Annotated in this window: 15 protein-coding genes and 2 pseudogenes; 7 read left to right on the plus strand and 10 right to left on the minus strand. The window is 68.9% G+C overall.

What is annotated here, in order from left to right; all coding sequences use genetic code 11:
- Positions 1–267 precede the first annotated feature (267 nt).
- From mmsA to ACX28W_RS29515, 3 genes are all read left to right on the plus strand, one after another.
- Positions 268–1,815 carry a multiple monosaccharide ABC transporter ATP-binding protein gene (gene mmsA / locus ACX28W_RS29505; protein ID WP_459002763.1) on the plus strand — a complete coding sequence of 516 codons (1,548 nt, stop codon included), beginning with the start codon at positions 268–270 and terminating at the stop codon, positions 1,813–1,815.
- Complete coding sequence (mmsB, locus tag ACX28W_RS29510) at positions 1,812–3,110, plus strand: multiple monosaccharide ABC transporter permease (RefSeq protein WP_459002765.1); 1,299 nt, start codon at positions 1,812–1,814, stop codon at positions 3,108–3,110. The genes mmsA and mmsB overlap by 4 nt, the downstream gene beginning before the upstream one ends.
- 79 nt (positions 3,111–3,189) lie before the next feature.
- Complete coding sequence (locus tag ACX28W_RS29515; RefSeq protein ID WP_459002767.1) at positions 3,190–4,296, plus strand: substrate-binding domain-containing protein; 1,107 nt, start codon at positions 3,190–3,192, stop codon at positions 4,294–4,296.
- A 160-nt stretch (positions 4,297–4,456) separates the two neighbouring features.
- On the opposite strand, the gene ACX28W_RS29520 is transcribed toward ACX28W_RS29515, so the two are convergent.
- Together ACX28W_RS29520 and ACX28W_RS29525 are read right to left on the minus strand one after the other, a co-directional pair.
- Positions 4,457–5,632 carry an ATP-grasp domain-containing protein gene (locus ACX28W_RS29520; protein WP_459002768.1) on the minus strand — a complete coding sequence of 392 codons (1,176 nt, stop codon included), beginning with the start codon at positions 5,630–5,632 and terminating at the stop codon, positions 4,457–4,459.
- A 59-nt stretch (positions 5,633–5,691) separates the two neighbouring features.
- Positions 5,692–6,531, minus strand: a complete 840-nt coding sequence (locus ACX28W_RS29525) for a hypothetical protein (protein ID WP_459002769.1) — start codon at positions 6,529–6,531, stop codon at positions 5,692–5,694.
- A gap of 50 nt (positions 6,532–6,581) precedes the next feature.
- Between ACX28W_RS29525 and ACX28W_RS29530 the strand changes: the two genes are divergently transcribed.
- From ACX28W_RS29530 to ACX28W_RS29540, 3 genes are all read left to right on the plus strand, one after another.
- On the plus strand, positions 6,582–7,175 hold the full coding sequence (locus ACX28W_RS29530) for a TIR domain-containing protein (RefSeq protein WP_459002770.1): 594 nt from the start codon (positions 6,582–6,584) through the stop codon (positions 7,173–7,175).
- Positions 7,176–7,383: 208 nt separating this feature from the next.
- Positions 7,384–8,844: a toll/interleukin-1 receptor domain-containing protein gene (locus ACX28W_RS29535; RefSeq protein WP_459002823.1), complete on the plus strand. Its 1,461-nt coding sequence runs from the start codon at positions 7,384–7,386 to the stop codon at positions 8,842–8,844.
- The gene (locus ACX28W_RS29540; RefSeq protein ID WP_459002772.1) at positions 8,838–10,664 is read left to right on the plus strand and encodes an SPFH domain-containing protein; all 1,827 of its coding nucleotides are present in this window, start codon (positions 8,838–8,840) and stop codon (positions 10,662–10,664) included. Before ACX28W_RS29535 ends, ACX28W_RS29540 begins: the two co-directional genes overlap by 7 nt.
- A 121-nt stretch (positions 10,665–10,785) precedes the next feature.
- On the opposite strand, the gene ACX28W_RS29545 is transcribed toward ACX28W_RS29540, so the two are convergent.
- The 3 genes and pseudogenes from ACX28W_RS29545 to ACX28W_RS29555 all read right to left on the minus strand — a co-directional run bounded on the left by ACX28W_RS29545 (position 10,786) and on the right by ACX28W_RS29555 (position 12,718).
- Positions 10,786–11,448, minus strand: a complete 663-nt coding sequence (locus ACX28W_RS29545; RefSeq protein WP_459002773.1) for an NADPH-dependent F420 reductase — start codon at positions 11,446–11,448, stop codon at positions 10,786–10,788.
- 176 nt (positions 11,449–11,624) lie between these two features.
- Complete coding sequence (locus ACX28W_RS29550) at positions 11,625–11,837, minus strand: EF-hand domain-containing protein (protein WP_362082956.1); 213 nt, start codon at positions 11,835–11,837, stop codon at positions 11,625–11,627.
- A 48-nt stretch (positions 11,838–11,885) separates the two neighbouring features.
- Positions 11,886–12,718 (minus strand): annotated as a pseudogene (locus ACX28W_RS29555) (MerR family transcriptional regulator).
- A gap of 71 nt (positions 12,719–12,789) precedes the next feature.
- On the opposite strand from ACX28W_RS29555, the gene ACX28W_RS29560 reads away from it, so the two are divergent.
- On the plus strand, positions 12,790–13,425 hold the full coding sequence (locus ACX28W_RS29560) for a GNAT family N-acetyltransferase (RefSeq protein ID WP_459002774.1): 636 nt from the start codon (positions 12,790–12,792) through the stop codon (positions 13,423–13,425).
- Positions 13,426–13,443: 18 nt separating this feature from the next.
- Here ACX28W_RS29560 and ACX28W_RS29565 read toward each other — a convergent pair whose 3' ends face one another.
- The 5 genes and pseudogenes from ACX28W_RS29565 to ACX28W_RS29585 all read right to left on the minus strand — a co-directional run bounded on the left by ACX28W_RS29565 (position 13,444) and on the right by ACX28W_RS29585 (position 18,021).
- Complete coding sequence (locus ACX28W_RS29565; protein ID WP_459002776.1) at positions 13,444–14,055, minus strand: ADP-ribosyltransferase; 612 nt, start codon at positions 14,053–14,055, stop codon at positions 13,444–13,446.
- A 76-nt stretch (positions 14,056–14,131) separates the two neighbouring features.
- Complete coding sequence (locus ACX28W_RS29570; protein WP_459002777.1) at positions 14,132–15,340, minus strand: YVTN family beta-propeller repeat protein; 1,209 nt, start codon at positions 15,338–15,340, stop codon at positions 14,132–14,134.
- A pseudogene (locus ACX28W_RS29575) lies at positions 15,340–15,450 on the minus strand (polysaccharide deacetylase family protein); the annotation flags it as partial. The pseudogene ACX28W_RS29575 and the gene ACX28W_RS29570, both read right to left, overlap by 1 nt.
- Positions 15,451–16,421: 971 nt before the next feature.
- On the minus strand, positions 16,422–17,030 hold the full coding sequence (locus ACX28W_RS29580) for an ATP-binding protein (protein WP_459002824.1): 609 nt from the start codon (positions 17,028–17,030) through the stop codon (positions 16,422–16,424).
- 223 nt (positions 17,031–17,253) lie between these two features.
- On the minus strand, positions 17,254–18,021 hold the full coding sequence (locus tag ACX28W_RS29585) for an enoyl-CoA hydratase/isomerase family protein (RefSeq protein ID WP_459002779.1): 768 nt from the start codon (positions 18,019–18,021) through the stop codon (positions 17,254–17,256).
- Positions 18,022–18,076: the final 55 nt, after the last annotated feature.

Below are 18,076 nucleotides of genomic sequence, written 5' to 3' on the forward strand. Positions count from 1 at the left end.
CGGTTGTATCGCCCGACCTTGGGAAGGTTTGTTCCTGCTTGCCGCACGCGCGAGATCCTCTCTGTTCCAGCTCAACGACGATGCTGCCGCGGGGCGTTGACTTAGTAAAACAAATGGATTTAAAGTCCGGTCCCGCAGACGTAACACGCAGGGCATGGAGGCACAAGGCAGTGCCATCGGAGGCAAGTTGATGTCCACGAAATGTCGCATTCCGCAACGCTCGACCCCGTGTGATCGTCGCGGCCTTCGCGGTGTGGGGCTCCGCTCATGATCCGCCCCCCGATCCTGCTGGAGATGCGGTCGATCACCAAGACGTTCCCGGGCGTGAGGGCACTCGCGGACGTCAACCTGATGGTGAAGGAGGGGGAGATCCACGCGATCTGCGGCGAGAACGGCGCCGGCAAGTCCACCCTCATGAAAGTGCTGAGCGGCGTGCACCCGCACGGGAGTTACACGGGCGACATCGTCTACCGGGGTAACGAGGTCCGCTTCCACGACATCCGGGCCAGTGAGCAGGCCGGCATCGTCATCATCCACCAGGAACTGGCGCTGGTCCCAGGCATGTCGATCACCGAGAACATCTTTCTCGGCAACGAGCCACGCAGGCGCGGCGCAATCGACTGGAAGACCGCGCAGCGCCGGGCGCTGGAGCTGATGGAACGAGTCGGGCTCCAGGAGGACCCGGACACGTTGATCAAGGACATCGGCGTCGGCAAGCAACAACTCGTCGAGATAGCCAAGGCATTCGCCAAGGACGTGAAGCTGCTCATCCTCGACGAGCCGACCGCGGCCCTGAACGAGACCGACTCGCAGCATCTGCTGGACCTGCTGCGCGGCTTCCGGGAGCGGGGGATCACCTCGATCATGATCTCCCACAAGCTCAACGAGATCGAGGCCGTCGCCGACACCATCACGATCCTGCGGGACGGCCGGACGATCGAGAGCCTCGACGTCAAGGGCGACGGTGTCAACGAGGACCGCATCGTCCGCGGCATGGTCGGCCGCGAGCTCAGCAGCCGGTTCCCCGATCACAAGCCCGACATCGGCAAGGTGTTCTTCGAGGTCCGCGACTGGACGGTGAGGCACCCGAGTTCGGAGGAACGGCTCGTGTGCAAGGGCTCCCACTTCACTGTCCGGCGCGGTGAGATCGTCGGCTTCGCCGGACTCATGGGCGCCGGGCGCACCGAACTCGCGATGAGCCTGTTCGGCCGCTCCTACGGCCACTACCTCTCCGGCCAGGTCTTCAAGGACGGCAGGGAGATCCACCTGAAGTCGGTGGCGGACGCCATTCAGCACGGTCTCGCCTACGTCAGCGAGGATCGCAAGTCGATCGGCCTCAATCTGCTGGACGACATCAAGACCTCGATGGTCGCCGCCAAGCTGTCGAAGATCGCTCGGCGCCGGGTCATCGATCCGGTGCGTGAGCACCGGATCGCCGAGGAATACCGCCAGAACCTCAGGATCAAGACCCCTGGCGTCGACGAAGGCGTCGTGAAGCTTTCCGGCGGCAATCAGCAGAAGGTGGTCCTCGCGAAGTGGATGTTCACCGATCCTGACCTGCTGATCCTCGACGAGCCGACACGCGGTATCGATGTGGGCGCCAAGTACGAGATCTACGGGATCATCCAGCGGCTGGTCGGCCAGGGCAAGGGCGTCATCGTCATCTCCTCGGAGCTGCCCGAGCTCATCGGACTGTGCGACCGCATCTACACCGTGTTCGAAGGCGCCATCACCGGTGAGGTGACGCGCCCCGACGCGAACCCGGAACTCCTTATGAAGAAGATGACCTCCCTCACGAAGACAGCGACCCCATGAGCCGCATCACAGAGCTGCAGAAGAACCTCTTCGGAGGTACGACCTCCAACGCCCGCCAGTTCGGCATGATTTCCACGCTCGTGGCGATCGTCCTGCTGTTCCAGATCTGGACCGGAGGTCTGACACTGACCTCCGGCAACCTCATCGCCGTGGTCAGCCAGTACTCCTACATCCTGATCCTCTCCATCGGCATGCTGATGGTGATCGTCGCCGGCCACATCGATCTCTCGGTGGGCTCGGTCGCGGCGTTCACCGGCATCGTGGTCGCCAAGGCGATGCAGGAGTACTCGATCCCGTGGCCCCTGGGCATCGTGCTCGGCCTGCTCGTCGGCGCGGCGATCGGCGCCTGGCAGGGCTTCTGGGTCGCCTACGTAGGGGTGCCGGCCTTCATCGTCACCCTGGCGGGGATGCTGTTGTTCCGCGGCGGCAACCAGTACATAGGCAACGCCGACACCGTGCCGGTCCCCACCGGCTTCCGTGACATCGGCGCCGGCTTCCTGCCGGAGGTGGGGCCGGACACCGGATACAACAACCTGACCCTGTTGCTCGGCCTCGCCGCCTGCCTGGGTGTGGTGTGGCGGGAGTGGAAGGCACGGCAGACCCGGCGCGAGATGAACGCCGACGCCGCGCCGTTGTGGGTGACGGGGATACGGCTGGCCGTGATGCTGACCGTCATCGTCTTCGCGACGCTGCGCTTCGCCGGCGGCCGCATCGGTACCAGCCTGCCCATCTCCGGCATCATCCTGATCGTCCTGGTCCTCGCGTACTCGTATTACACGCGCAACACCATCGGCGGTCGGCACATCTACGCCGTCGGGGGCAACGCCCGCGCGGCCGAGCTGTCCGGGGTGAAGCTCAGGCAGGTGAACTTCCTCGTCATGATGAACATGTCCGTCCTCGCCGCACTGGCCGGCATGATCTTCGTCGCGCGCTCCGCCGCTTCCGGCCCGCAGGACGGTCTGAGCTGGGAGCTCGACGCCATCGCGGCCGTCTTCATCGGCGGCGCGGCGGTCTCCGGCGGCCTCGGAACCATCAGCGGCTCCATCGTCGGTGGTCTCGTCATGGCCCTGCTCAACAACGGTTTGCAGCTGGAGGGCGTCGGCTCCGACATGGTCCAGATGATCAAGGGCCTGGTCCTCCTTCTCGCCGTCGCGTTCGACGTCTACAGCAAGAAGCAGGGGCGCTTCTCGATCATCGGAACGCTGATGCGCCCGTTCCAACGAGACGAGGCGGCCACGCCGGTCGATCCGCCGAAGCCGGCCTCCGATCCCGACAAGGCTCAGGTCGCAGGCTGAACGGAGGTCTGCACCCATGGCGCCGCATTCCACGGCGTCCAACTCACCCCGCACCACCGTAAGAAGGGCTCATCCCACCATGCGCACAAGCATCATCAGAGGCATCGCCGCGGTCGGCGCCGTCGCCCTGCTCACCCTGGGCACGGCGTGCTCCAACGAACGCGAGGGCTCCGACTCGGGCAGCAGCGACGCCAAGGGTTTCGCGAAGGACTCTCTCGTGGGGGTCGCGCTGCCCGCGAAGACCTCGGAGAACTGGGTGCTCGCCGGTGATCTGTTCACCGACGGCCTCAAGGAGGCGGGCTTCAAGGCCGACGTGCAGTACGCCGGCGCCTCGACCACCGTCGCGGACCAGCAGGCGCAGATCTCCTCCATGGTCACCAAGGGCGCGAAGGTGATCGTCATCGGCGCGACCGACGCCTCGCAGCTCTCCACCCAGGTGGCGCAGGCAAAGCAGGCGGGCGCGACCGTCATCGCCTACGACCGGCTCATCACCAACACGCCCGATGTCGACTACTACATCGCGTTCGACAACTTCAAGGTCGGCCAGTTGCAGGGGCAGGCCCTCCTCAACGGCATGAAGGCGAAGAAGCCGAAGGGCCCCTGGACGATCGAGTTGTTCTCCGGCTCGCCGGACGACAACAACTCCAAGGTCTTCTTCGACGGTGCGATGGAGGTGCTCAAGCCTCTCATCGACAAGGGTGACATCGTTGTCGGATCGGGTCAGAAGAACATCAAGCAGACCGCGATCCAGGGCTGGAAGGCGGAGATCGCCCAGCAACGGATGGACGGGCTGCTGACCTCGACGTACAACGGCGGCACGAAACTCGACGGAGTCCTGTCTCCGAACGACACCCTCGCCCGCGCGGTCATCACCTCGGTGAAGAGCGCCGGCAAGCCGGTCCCGGTCGTCACCGGCCAGGACTCCGAGGTCGAGTCGGTGAAGTCCATCATGGCCGGCGAGCAGTACTCGACCATCAACAAGGACACCCGCAAGCTCGTCGCCGAGACCGTCAACATGGTCAAGTCCCTGCAGAAGGGCGACAAGCCGAAGATCAACGACGCCAAGTCGTACAACAACGGCACCAAGGTCGTCCCGGCGTACCTCCTCCCGCCGGTCATCGTGACCAAGGAGAACGCGGTCGAGGCCTACGCCAACGACCCGAAGTTGGCGCCGCTCACCAAGTAGGTCCCAAGCGCTGCTGTCCCGGCCCAGGACTTCACCGGGTGCGGGACAGCAGCGGTCGCCCACTGCTGCGGGCATCGGCAACCACCGTGCGGCAGGCCAGGACGCCGACGACCGGGAAGCCCAGCGAATTCGGGGAGTTCACGGGGTCCGGCACATGGCCCTACCGTCCCGTCCGCTGCCCGAGTTCGTCGAGGATCGCGGGGATCGTGTCCGGGTCCACTGCCGTCACCACCACCACGACCTCGCCCTCGGGGGAAGGCCACTCGGCGGCGATCCGTACGGCCGGGTGGTCCGCGAGGCGGGACAGCAGCGCTGGAAGGTCGCTGTCGGCGGGGACCGGCAGCAGGTGCATCGCCGCGGTGGTCACGAAGGGCGCGGGGCGCGGCAGTTCACCGTCCACGAGGGTCTCGACGAGCGAGCGGTACGGCTGTGCCGCGCCGTTGGTGGCGAGCGGCACGAGATGGGAGTTGATCAGGTCGCCGCCGAGCCGTGCGCCGATCTCCAGGACGACGGGGCCCTCGGACGAGTAGCGCAGATCCACGTGGAAGCCGCCGGTCTCGATGCCCACGGCGCGCACCGCGCACTCGGCCGCCTCGTGCACCCGGGCGAGCTGCTCCGGGGTGAGCGCGGAGGGGACGATCGTGGTGGTCGTACGGAGTTCCCCGGGCGCCAGGTACTTGTCGGACACGGCGAGGATCACCACTTCGTCCCGGTGCACGAGCCCGGAGACCGAGTGCTCGCTGCCGTCGACGAGTTCCTCGACCAGGAAGGCGTCGGATTCCTCGTAGTTGAGGGACGTCAGCTTCATCAGCTCGTCCGGCTCCGTGTGCGCGTCGATCACGGCGGAACCGCGGCCCCCCGAGGAGTGGGCGAGCTTGAAGATCAGGGGAAGGCCCAGCTCCCCCACCGCGGCCTTCAGCTCGTCGGCCGTGGTCCCGCTGCGCCAGCGGGGGTTGAGACCGTGCGGTTCGAGCGCCCGGCGCTGCGCGGCCTTGTCGAGGCACACGGCGGCCGCGGCGACCGAGGGCCCGCGCAGGCCGAGCGCCTCGGCCACCTTGGCGGCGCCGTCCACGTACCGGTCGCCCCAGCACAGCACCGCCGCGGGCTCGTGCCCGCCGTCCCGTGCCTGCCGAAGGGCCCGGGCCGCCACGTCCTCCACGGGCTCCGCCCGGGTGAAGGCGGCGATCCGGTCGTCGGGCAGCCCGGTGTGGCCGAGGCCGGTGTCGGAGTGGACGTACACGGCGTGGCCCAGCTCCGCCGCGGCGTCGATCTCGGGCCGCCATTCCAGGGGGGAGCGACGCAGGCCGAGATGGAGGACAGAACGGTCGGGGGACATAGGGGGACCTTCCTGGGGTCGGTGCACGGGCGGGAGTGGAGTCGGTGCGGGGGCGCGGGTCACAGCACGGCCGCGGCGGGCACGTAGCGCTGCTGGTACCAGGTGTTACCGAAGTCCGAGACGACGAGGGCGGGTCCGGTCCGGTCCGCTCCGACCGGTTCGCATACGCCTGGTAGACGCCCTGCAAAACCCGGCCGATAGCGATGGCCGCGCAGCTCCTGGATGCCGTACACATCGCCGTCCGTGCGCATCAGCCGGAAGTCGTGGAGTCCCGGCCGGTGGGCGCCGGCCAGGGTCAGGCCGACGGGGACCCGGATGGCGTGCCGGACTCCGTTCGCGACATGGCCCTGGTGATGGTGCGACGTCCACTCGGTCATGTCGGGCATGGTGGAAGCGTAGAACCAGTCGCGGTCCTCGAAGCTCGGGTGGTCGCTCGCGCCGCCGGCGTGCGGCATGAAGTGCCGGCCGCTCCAGCGCATCTGGGCGGCTATGGCCCTGATGACCTGCGGCAGTTCGTCCGGGGCCCGGTCGAAGCGCCGGGCGAAGTCCAGGCCGGGCACCACGCAGCAGAGTAGTCGCTGGTCTTCCAGTGCCCGGGGTCCGTGCAGTGCGGGCATCAACTGCGTCCAGGCGTCCGACCTGGCGGCGTTGACGAAGGCGTCGGCAGCGTCGATGTTGTTGTAGGAGAGGGCGATACCGCCTACGCGGGCGTCGACGTAGGACTCCTGCCGGACCGGGCTGCCGTCCTTCCTGGCTCCTGTGAACCGCGTATTCGGCGCCGAAGGGATGAACGTGGCGTGAAGCCGCCCGGGCGTAAATGCGCCACCGTGCGGTGCCCCACGAGAGAGGACGAGGCGCGCCCGGTGCTCACCGGGGAGGGGCGACCACCGACCGCTCACAGAACATCAACCGACCCTTATTTGCGGTCAATTGCCCTAGACTGCCGGTCATGGTCATGGACCGGATCAACCTGGCTGTCGCGCTCGTCGGCCTGATCGCCACGGTGGCATCCACGTACTTCGGCTACCTCGGGGTGCGGCACGTGATCCGTCGTCGCCGCACCGACGATCCCGTGGCGCAACCGGCGGACCATCGGCCCGCCGGGCAGGACACGTACGACGTGTTCGTGTCGTACGCGGACGCGGAGGCCGATGCGGCGCGGCGGCTCGCGGAGGGGCTGCGCGCGGCGGACACGTCGGTGTTCCTGGTGCGCTGGGTCGAGCCGGGGCTGCTCCCGCTGCTGGAGACCGAGCGGGCGCTGACGGGCGCGGCGTTGGGTGTGCTGCTGTTCGGCCGCGGGGCGATGGCCGAACCGCGGATCAGGGACGAGTACGCGGCGATCCTCGAGCGCGCGTACGAGGGCGACTTCCGGTTCGTACCGGCGCAGATCGAGCGGGCCGAGCAGGTCGGCCTCCCCCGGTTCGCCGCGATCCGCCGGCCGGTGGACCTGAGCGAGCCCGGCACCGCGCGGTACGACGAGGAAATCGCCCGCCTGGCCGCGATCGCGCACAGGCGGCCGCCGGACGACGGGCGCCCGAGGTGATGGTGACCCGGCCTTGGCGATTGCCGGTGGAGCCTGCCCGAGCAGCGGTCCTGACCGCCGGAGCCCCCTCCTGATCGGCCGTGCACACGAAGGAGTGCCGATTGCGTGAAGGCAGGGCGGAGCAGGGCATTCCGCCCTTACCTTGGTCGCCCCGCAGCCGACGGCTCGGTCCTGCCGCGCGCCCAGGAGGTCCCAGCGGTTGAACGATGTGTCCCGCTCCCACAGCGATGCGTCCCACTCTCACAGCGATGTGTTCCTCTCCTACGCGGCCGACGACGCGGTGTGGACCACGACGCTGGCCGAACACCTCAAGGGCCATGGGCTGAAGCCGTTCTTCGACCAGTGGTGCATCGAGTCGGGCCAGGTGGTGATCCACCAGGTGGAGCGCGCCCTGCTCGCCTCCACCAACGGGATCGCCGTGATCAGCCCGGCGTCCCTGCGCGACGTACGCGCCATGGACGAGTACGCGGTGCTGGCCACCGCGGCGGCCGACAACGGCTTTCGATTCATACCGGTGCTGCTCGGACACGTGGCCGTGCCGCCGTTCGCCGCCCACCGCGTCTGGCGGGACTTCAGCGACGCGACCGGCACGGAGTTCACGGACAAGGTCGCCGAACTCGCGGCCGTCATCGCGGGCCGCCCCGCCCCCACCGGCCGCACACCGGCCGCGGAAAACGTCACCGCCACCCACCCTTCCCCGCCCCGGCCGGTCACCGCGCCGAAGGAACCCTCATTCGTCGTGTGCTACGCCCCGGCCGACGCCGAGTACGGCCGGCAGCTGGCCGAACAGCTGCGCGGGGCCCGGCTGCCGGTCTGGTCGACGAGCGATCTGCGGCCCGGAGACGCCCACTTCTGGACGATCAGGCAGCAGCTCCGGTATGCCGTGGCGATCGTCGTGGTGATGACCCCCGAGGCGCAGGACTCCGACGACGTCACCCGGATGATCCTGGAGGGCCAGGTCCACGGACGGCCCTTCGTCCCCCTCCTCCTGGACGGCGAGGTCAACTATCACCTGGCCGCCAACTGGCACGTGGACGCCCGCGACGGAGACCTGCTCGACGAGGCGGAGCTCGAGCTGCTGCGTCTGCTGCACCAGGACGTGGCCCAGGGACGCCCGACCAGTCTCCCCGAGGCACGCCGGACGCCGGGCGGCGGCCCGACGGTTCCCGTGGGGCGGCTGCCGGCCCCGGCCGGGCTCGAGCGACTGCGCGCCCGCCTCGCCGAGGACGAGTACGAGCACGCCGACCTGCTGACCACCCGGCTCGTCCTGGAGGCGGCCGACCGGCTCACCGAGGGCTGGCTGAGCGCACGGCATGCCGCCGAGGTGCCGCTGGAGCTGCTGGCGGGCATCGACGCGCTGTGGGCCGGCCGCTCCCGGGGACGGCAGGGATTCGACCGGCAACTCGCGACGGTACCCGCCTCGGGACGGCGCGGCCCGCGCTTCCCCGAGGTGGGCGCCGCGCTGGGCTGGCGTGACACCGCCGAGGCCGCCGTGCCCCGGCTCTACCGCGACTTCGCACAGCGGTCCGGACCTGGCAGACGCTCCGGGTTCTTCCCCACGCTGCGTGACCCGGGCCACGAGAACGACCCGGACTGGTACGACCGTTGGAGTTCCACCGTGCTGGCGGTCCACGCACGGTTGCGAGAGGGAAAGGCCCGCCCATGGTGATCGTGTTACTGCTCTTGATCCTGCTCGGAGCCGCGGCCTGGGTCGGCTGGAAGGGGCGTGTGGTGGTGCCCGCCGACCATGTCGGCATCGTCACCCGCCAGTACGGACCCACGCACCCCGATACCGCGTTCAAGCAGATCAACCCGGCCACCGCCCGAGGGGTGTACGCCCGCGCCCTGCTCCCCGGCGGCTTCCACTGGCTCACGCCGGTTCTGCACACGGTGGAGTACGTGCCCAGGGTGCACGTTCCGGCGGGCATGGTCGGTCTGGTCTCGGCCACCGAGGGCCGTACCCGGACCGGCGGCCGTACGCTGGGCCGCCACGTCGAGTGCAACAGCTTCCAGGACGGCCAGGCATTCCTGCTCGGCGGCGGCGAGCAGGGCGTCCAGGTGACGACTCTGACCGGCGGCCAGTCGTACTACGTCAACACCCGGCTGTTCAGCGTCGAGATGGTGCCGCGCACCTACGTGCCGCCGGGCACGGTCGGCCTGGTCCAGGCGAGGGAGGGCGCCGTGCGGCCTCCGGACCAGCGGTTCGGGCGCCATGTCGAGTGCAACAGCTTCCAGGACGGCCAGGCGTTTCTGTCCGGTGGCGGCGAGCAGGGCAAACAGCTGGCGATCCTGGGCGGCGGAACCTACTACGACATCAACCCGGAGCTGTTCGACGTCGTCACGGTCGACAACGTCGACCACGCAGCCGCCTCGCGCGAGGGGCTGACGGAGGCTCACCTCCGGGAGATCGCCATCAACGAGGGCTACACCGGAGTGGTCGTCACGCTGGACGGAGCGGAACCCCTCGACGACGACGCCGGTGCGGTGGCCCCGCGGGTGGCGAAACACAGCAGCTTCCGCCTGCCCTGGGTTTTTCTGGCGAGCGGAGGGCAGCGGGGCATTCAGGAGGAGACGCTGGGCCAGGGAACCACGTACGCGCTCAACCCCTGGTTCGTCCGCGTGATGCTGATCCCGACCCGCGTGTTGATCCTCACCTGGCACAACAAGGAGGATTCCGAGGCCGACAACTACGACGCGGACCTCGGGCAGATCGTCGTCAACGTCCAAGGCTTCGACCTGGCGGTGACGCTCTCGCAGAACCTGCAGATTCCGCCTCATGTGGCGCCGCAGCTGGTCAGCCAGTTCGGCAATGAGCGCACCTCCGGACTGGGCGGCCTGGTGGACGACCGGACCCCCATGAAGCGGTTCGTCCGGGACATCCTCGGTGCCACCGTCGCCGGGTACTTCGCGGCGATCGCCATGACGAGTTCGGTTCTCGATTTCCTCGCCAATTACCAGGACGTCCGCAAGGAACTCACCGACCGGCTCCTGCACTCCCTGGAGGGCTGGCAGTTGGGGATGCTGGGCACCGTCCTCGGCCGGTTCACGCCCACGGATCCGGTCCTGCACGAACGCCTCAAGGAGAAGTTCTTCGAGGAGATGCGCGGCGAAAGCCTCGGGGTGAGCCTGGAGAACGCCAGGTTGGAGGACCTGATCGACGAGTACCGGGCACGGCAGGAATCCCGGCGTGTCGCCCTCGAACTCAAGGCGGAGGTGGAGCTGCTGGGGGCGGACAACGTGTCGATGATCCGCATCGTGAGGGAATTCGCCAAGTTCGACGTGCCGGAGTACATCGGCGGCGGGGACATCTCGGCGCTCGTCCAGGCACTGCCGATGTCCACCATGCAGGACCTGCTCACCCGGCTGCGCGACCTGCGCCGCGACCAGCAGATCACCTCGGGGCCGACGCGGCCGGAACTGACGAAGGACGAGGCCGACACGATCGACGGCGACGTCGATCCCGACCCCAGTACGGCCGCGGAGGCATAAGAGAACCCACGCCGACCTGCGGAAAGGGTCCCACCCATACGCTTCGCCGCATGGGTGCGACAGTCACTGCGGTCAGCAGCGACAGCACGTATCCGTTCACCGAGCCGAACCAGGAGAGCGGCTACCCGCGGAAGTCCGGCGTGCGCTCCGGGGACGCCTCAGCCAGCGCCTTGGTCACCGCCTCGACGCCCCGCTGAAGGCCGTACACCGGGGTGCCGGGCTGCTGGCGCCAGGAGTCGTCGAGGCCGCCCGCGTCGACGGTGTCGAAGCCGAGTTCGTCGATGAGGTCGCGGACGACCCGCTTGGCGGCCTCGTCGTCGCCTGCCACCGGGAGGGCCATCCGGTCGGGGTCGCCCGCCGGACGGTGCCGGTCGAGGATGTCCTGGGCGTAGGTGCCGTTGAAGGCCTTGATGACGGTGTGGCCGATCTGCTGGGCCGTCCAGCGGCTCTCCGTGAGGCCCTCGTCCTCGATCGCGGCGATCCTGCCGTCGCGCTGCTGCGGGTAGTAGTTGCCGGTGTCGATGACGGCGACCCCCTCCGCCGCTCCGTCCAGCAGCCCGGACGGCAGGTCGGCGACCGCCTTCAGGGGGACCGTGACCACGACGACCTCGGCGTCGCGCGCCGCGTCCGTGACCTCGACGGGAGTCGCCCCGGTTTCCTCGGCGAGCGCGCTGAGGGTGTGCGGACCGCGCGAGTTCGCGACGGAGACGTCATGGCCGAGAGCCGTGAGCCGCCGGGTGAGGTTACCGCCGATGTTGCCCGCGCCGATGATGCCGATCTTCATGAGTGGCCGGCCCTTCTGGGGTTGGCGCTGCTGATGACAGCGTCAACCTCGGGGCGAGGCTGGCTATTCCGGGGCGTACGGCAACCAGGTGACCTTCCTCCGAGCCACGACGGCCGGACGGCTCCCGCGCCGATGGGGCGCCCACCGGATCACCGGTGGGCGCCCCATAGCGAGCGTCACTTGTTCAGGTGGGTCCAGAACTCGTCGAAGGACAGGACCTTGTCGCCGTTGAGGTCGCGGCTGGCGATCACGGCCTCCGCGACCGACTCGGTGACGTTCCAGTCCCCGCCCTGGGCGAGAGCGGACTTGAACTCGGCGGCCGTGATGAACCCGTCCCCGTCCACGTCGATCCGCTCGAACGCCTTGCGTGCTTCCTCGATGTCCGCCACCGGATCCGCCCCTTCGTATGCACTACTGCCATGTGTACGAGGGTCAGATTAACGGGCGAGTCGAGCGCGGAGCGCGGCGACCACCCACGCGAACTCCTCACGGTGCGCGGGCAGGTCCCCTGGCCCTTCACGACGCACAGCAACTCGCGGTAACGGGCGACCCGGTCGTTGGCGGCCGACTCCAGGCGTTCGAGTACGTCGGCCGGGTCGGCGTCGCCCAGCAGGTCCCGCAGGATCTCCCCGGCCTCCGGCGACTCGGGGGCGATCCCCTGCTCACGGGCCTGCGCCGCCAAGTGGATCAGGCGACGGGCGAACCACATCGACGCCCCGGCGGGAACGTCGGGACCGCGGTCGGCCGCGTTGAACTCGGCCACCTTCCGCATCTGCGCCCGGAACTCCGGGTCCTGGATCAGCTCGGCCAGATCCACCCAGGCATCCACCTGCTCGGGCGTCGGCTCCTCCGGCAGGTCCATGGCGGTGGACCGCATCCGCTCGCGCACCGGGTCCGCGGTGTCAAGCCGCGGAACCACGGACGCGGCGTCGTACAGCCGTTGACGTCCTCGCCGCCCCGAGGGGCGACGATTGCGGTCCGTACCGCTGGGCGGTACCACCGTGGGTTCCTGCTTCAGTAACCTGTGCCGTTCCGTGAGGAGCGGTCTTACCTGGTCTCCACAGGCGTGACTTCCCGCCCGTCCAGCGGTAGGTCCGCCAACTATGTTGTCGGACAAGGCGACGTTAGCAGTGGGTCTGCAAACCTTCTCAGCAGAGTCCTGAAGGATGGAGCACCGGGCAAATGTTCGGTAGTGGATGGTGCGATCCGTCAGCCCGGTGGCCCGGGCCAGCTCGCCGATGGTGAAGAGGCCGGTGCCGTCGTCGATCATGTCTGCGAGTGTGGGCCTTCCAGTAGGTGGAGACTCAAGCGTTCAGTCGTGAACCGTTGGGAGCGGGCCTCATGGGGGACACACTGCGGAACATTCTCGACGCGGCGGCGCGCGGCGTCTTCCCTCCGCCGGACGGCGCGACGACCGTCGTACGGCAGCACTCCCACCGCGACGCCGGCGTCCTCGCCTTCACCGCGCACTCCGTCGTCTTCACGGACGAGGACGAGGAGTGGGTACGCGAGACGCTGGCGCGGATCGACTGCGACGTGCTCGCCACGACCATGAACCCGCGCTTCCTCGCCGCGTTCATGGACCGTACGGGGCGTTCGAACGACACGATCGACCTGCTCGCCGTCGCCGCTCCGCTCGCGGGGCGGCCGCCGCTCGCACTGACGGAGATCGACGACCCGGACCATCACCGGGTGGCGCGGGCCCTTGAACACCGCGACGACGTGCGGATGTGGGCCGCCGATGGCGGGCTGCTCATCCTCGGTCGCGGCGTCGCGGGGCGCCTGGAGGCCGCGGTGGAGGTGGACGAGGGCGTACGGCACCGGGGGCTGGGGCGTGCGCTGGCCTCGGCGGCACGGCAACTGGCCACCGAGCCGGTCTGGGCCCAGCTGGCCCTGGGGAACGCCCGCAGTCTGCGGGCGTTCCAGGCGGCGGGCTATCTGCCGGTCGGGGCGGAGGCGCTCCTCACCGCCGCGTGACGGGGCCGGCGACCGGGGTCAGTGCCAGGGCTTGTAGTGCGGGTTGCTCTGGCAGTCGTCCATGATCTCGGTCTTGGTCTTCTTGTCGACCGGGCAGACGCCGATGATGTACTGGCGCGCGACGCCGCCGGGGAAGGCGACCTCGACCTGGTCGGCCCACTTGTGGGTGTCGCCGATGGTCTTGTTGACGTCGACGCCGCCTGGCGCGTCGATGTAGTAGTTGTAGCCGGACTTGTACCAGGTCTTGTACAGGTCGTGGTCGTACGTCGTCGACACATACGGCGAGGACTGGTTGACCAGGACGTACTTCTCGACGTCGTACTGCCCGTTGATGACGTCCTTCGGGTAGAAGCCCTGCTCGAAGACGGTGGCGGGGCCCCGGCTGTCGCTGCGGTAGAGCGTGCCGCAGGTCGTGCGCCAGACGACCGGGTCCGGGGTGATGCGGTCGACGTCCACGCGGCGGTCGGCGGCGGCCTCGACCGGGTCGGCGAACTGGGGACAGGTGGACGCGGCGGCCCGGGCGAACGGGGCGGCGGGGGTTTCGGGAAGCGTCGCGGCCGAGGTGGCGAGGACGGCCGAGAGGGAGACGGCCGTGGCGGCGGCCCGTCGGCGCAGGCGAGTTGTGATCATGCGGAGCACCCTCTCGGTTCCGCGGCGACCGGCCGGGGATCTTCACTCGCACGGCGGCGTGTCGACCGTCGCCGGGTCAGCGGAAGATTCCGGTGTGGCCGAGCGAGTAGCGGCCCGGCTGCGGGTACACGGCCAGGCCGTGCGGGCCGCCGCCGACCGGGATACGGGCGAGCTGGACGCCGGTGCGGGTGTCGATGGCGTACACCTCGGCGTCGTAGCGCCCCGCCAGCCACAGCACCTTGCCGTCGGCCGATACGCCGCCCATGTCAGGGCTGCCGCCGTCCGGCAGACGCCACTTCTTGGTCAGCTTGTTCCGTGTGAAGTCGAAGACGGAGACGGAGCCCTCGTCCCGGTTGGAGATGTACATCTCGCGCGAGTCGCGGCCGACGTACAGGCCGTGGCAGCCCCGGCCGGTGCGCAGCAGGGTCGGCTTGGTGAACCTGGCGCCGTCCAGGACCCACATACCGCCCGCCATCATGTCGGCGATGTAGAACCTCTTGCCGTCCGGGGAGATCTTCACGTCCTGCGGCATGGAGTCGTCGAGGGGCAGCTTCATGCGCCCGATCACCTTCCTCTTCTCCGTGTCGACCTTCAGCACCTCCCCGCTGAACTCGCACGACACGATGAAGTAGCGGCCGTCGAGGGAGAAGTCCGCGTGGTTGACGCCGTAGCAGCTGACGGGCACGGTCTTGACGCGCTTCATGGTGTGCGCGTCCCGGAAGACCAGTTCGCGGTCGCGGGAGGCCATGACGATCGCGTACTTGCCGTTGGGCGTGAAGTACAGGTTGTACGGGTCGTGCACGCCGACGGGCTTGCCCGCCCTGCCAGTCCTCGGATCGATGGGGGTGAGGGTGTTGCCCTTGTTGTTGTTGACCCAGAGCGTCTTCATGTCCCAGGAGGGGACGACGTGTTGGGGCTGGGCGCCGACCGGGATCGTCTTGATGACCTTGTACGTCTTCGGGTCGATGACGGAGACGGTGTCGGACTCGGTGTTGGGGACGTAGACGCGGGAGGGGAAGTCCTTGACGACCGGGGACAGCCGGTTCGGGCGGTCGGCGGCGTAGACGTCCTTCGGGTCGAGCACGGGCGGCATGCCGGGCAGCCCCTGCGGCTGCTTCGGCTTGGCCTGCTCCTTCGGCTTGACCGACTCGGCCGGCTTGGCGGCTCCTTCGGTGCCGAAGGCCTTCTTCTCGCGGTCCTTGGACTCGCTGCCGCAGCCCGCGAGGAGGGTGAGTACGGCGCCCGCGATCAGGGCGCGCTTCATGACGTTGCGGTTGCGGTGCATCAGCTCAGCAGCTCCGAGGTGGTGACCGCGCGCAGACCGCGGCGGCCGAGTTCTTCCAGGACGGCGGGGAGCGCGGCGACCGTGTCCGCGTACCCGAAGTGCAGGGTCATGCGCAGTGCTCCGATTGGCCTGTGCATCCTGAGCGTGGCTCTGTAACACGGCTTGCTGCCCGATGCGACGCGAGCGGACTCGTGTGACACCTTTCGGTGAGTGTTTCCGCTGAGCTGCAGGAGCGTGGTGGGCCCGGTAGCGTGCGTGTCACTGCGAGGCCGGTGGGAGCAGCAATCACGATTCCGGTCTCCTTGAGAATCCGCCCCGTGCCCAGGAATGCGACGCGGGGTCCCCGCCCCACCCGGGTCCGAACCGGGTGGAAAGCGTCCGGCGGGGCGGCTACCCCAGTCACCGAAGCACCGCAGCCGGCGGCGCCACAGGCGGCAGGTACCGCAAGCGATGAGCACCGTGCCCCCGCCGGCGGCACGGACCGCGAGCCACCGGCGGGGGTCCATACCCAGCCATGCACCACGGGCCGCTTCCCGCGATCCAGGAAAACCCAGGATCGCCGAGGAAACCTCAGCTCATCTGCGACGCTCACCACGGACCCGTTGCGGATCTCGCCGATGACCTTGTGGGTGACGGCGGGGGCGGGTGCGTGACCGCGCCGGTCGCGGAACATCCGGCGGCGAGTGTCCCGGCGGCGAGCGCGACACCCGAACGCAGCGCCGCACGCCGAGACGGCACCGCACGCCGATCCGGCACCGCACGCGCGACGCTTCTGCCGGTGGACGGCTGAGGGGGGCGAGCTGGCGTGGTCACCCGCCCCATTTAAGGCCGTATGGAGAGGAAAACTGGCGATTGGCCCGGTTGGCGAGACTGCGGGTCGCGGCGGACCCGCAAGCGGGCGGGCGGTACCGACTTGGGGGCGGTGATCGACGTCTGCCATAGTCAGCGGTGCGACTTCCACCCATTGACCCGGGCCATGGTTGTCGTTGGCGCCGTGGTTCACACCCCAATTCGTTCCACGGCACTCATGGAACCCCGGTCGCACTGCGGCCGGGGTTTCCGTGTTCCGGGGAGCGGGCGGTCAGCGGTCGGCGACGCGCATCTCGAACCAGGTCGTCTTGCCGCGCGGCAGAAGGTCGACGCCCCAGCGGTCGGAGAGCTTGTCGACGAGGAAGAGGCCCCGGCCGCTCAGGTCCATCTCCTGGACCGGCATCAGACAGGGAAGCCCGCGGGAAGGGTCGCGGACCTCGACGCGGATCCAGCCCCGGCGGCGGCGCATCCGGAGCCCGAAGACGCGGGCGCCCGTGTGCCGTACGGCATTGCCGACGAGCTCGGACACCAGTAACACGGCGTCCTCGGTCATCTTCGGAGAGAGTCCCCAGTGCCGCAGGACGACGACCTGGGCGAGCCGCCGCGCGGTGGCCGCGGACTCGGGGCGGGACGGCAGCGGTACTTCCGCCTGCGTCGGATTGCCGAACAACTCCAGCGCCTTGAGCGCTTGTTCGTCCTCGACCGCAGGCGACCAGCGCGCCGCGGTCGCACTTACGTGCCGCCGCGGCTGTTCGATACCCTCCAGCCCCGCCATGCCCCCATCATGGCCGCCCAGAGCGCCCTTCGGGGGCGTTCCGGAGGAATACGCCCCCCGGAACCGCCCATTCCGCGCCATTTGATCGGCATATGCCCCCGGCAGTTCGGAGCCATATACAGGCCGTCTGACCTGCCAGAACTCCCCCCTTGGGGGCAATCGCCACCCGCCCCCGACAAGGCAGCCTTAAGGCTGCCTTAAGGCTCGCATAAACAAGCCCTTCGGGGGACGCAGGGTAAGACATCGCGTCAACTGCAAGTGGATCAGCGGAACTTGGAGAGTGAGATTCGCATCATCGACCGGGGCTCTGTCACCAGCTCCGGCTCGGTCAGAGGAACTTGGCCTTCCCCGGCCCCTCCTCCACAAAGCTCCGCATCCCACGCTCGCGGTCCTCCGTGGCGAACAGGCCCGCAAACCAGTTCCGTTCCACCGCCAGACCCGTCTCGAGGTCGGTCTCCAGTCCCGCGTCGATCGACTCCTTGGCGGCACGCAGCGCGATCGCGGGCCCCTGCGCGAGCCTGGACGCCCAGGCGTGCGCCTCGGCGTACACCTCGTCGGCCGGGACGACGCGGTCCACCAACCCGAGCGACAGCGCCTCGTCGGCCTTCACCATCCGGCCCGTGAAGATGAGGTCCTTGGCTTTGGAGGGGCCGATGAGGCGGGAGAGACGCTGGGTGCCGCCGGCGCCGGGGATCAGGCCGAGCAGGATCTCCGGCTGGCCCAGCTTCGCGTTCTCCGCGGCGATCCGGAAGTCGGCGCACAGCGTCAACTCGCAGCCCCCGCCCAGCGCGTATCCGGTGACGGCGGCGACGACCGGCTTGGGGATGCGGGCGACGGCGGTGAAGGAGTCCTGCAGCGCCCGGGACCGTACGACCATCGCCGCGTGGTCCATGGCCTGCATCTCCTTGATGTCCGCGCCCGCCGCGAACACCTTCTCCCCGCCGTACAGCACCACCGCGCGCACGTCCGCGCGCCGGGTGGCCTCCTCGGCGAGTTCCTTGAGCCGGTCCTGTGTGGCGATGTCCAGCGCGTTCATGGGAGGGCGGTCGAGACGGATGGTGCCGACGCCTTCGGCCACTTCGAGATGCACAGTCATGGGAGCAGGTTAGTCGGCGTTAACGACAAAGGGCCCGGTGTGCTCAGTCACAACA

Source organism: Streptomyces sp. SD15, assembly GCF_054462255.1.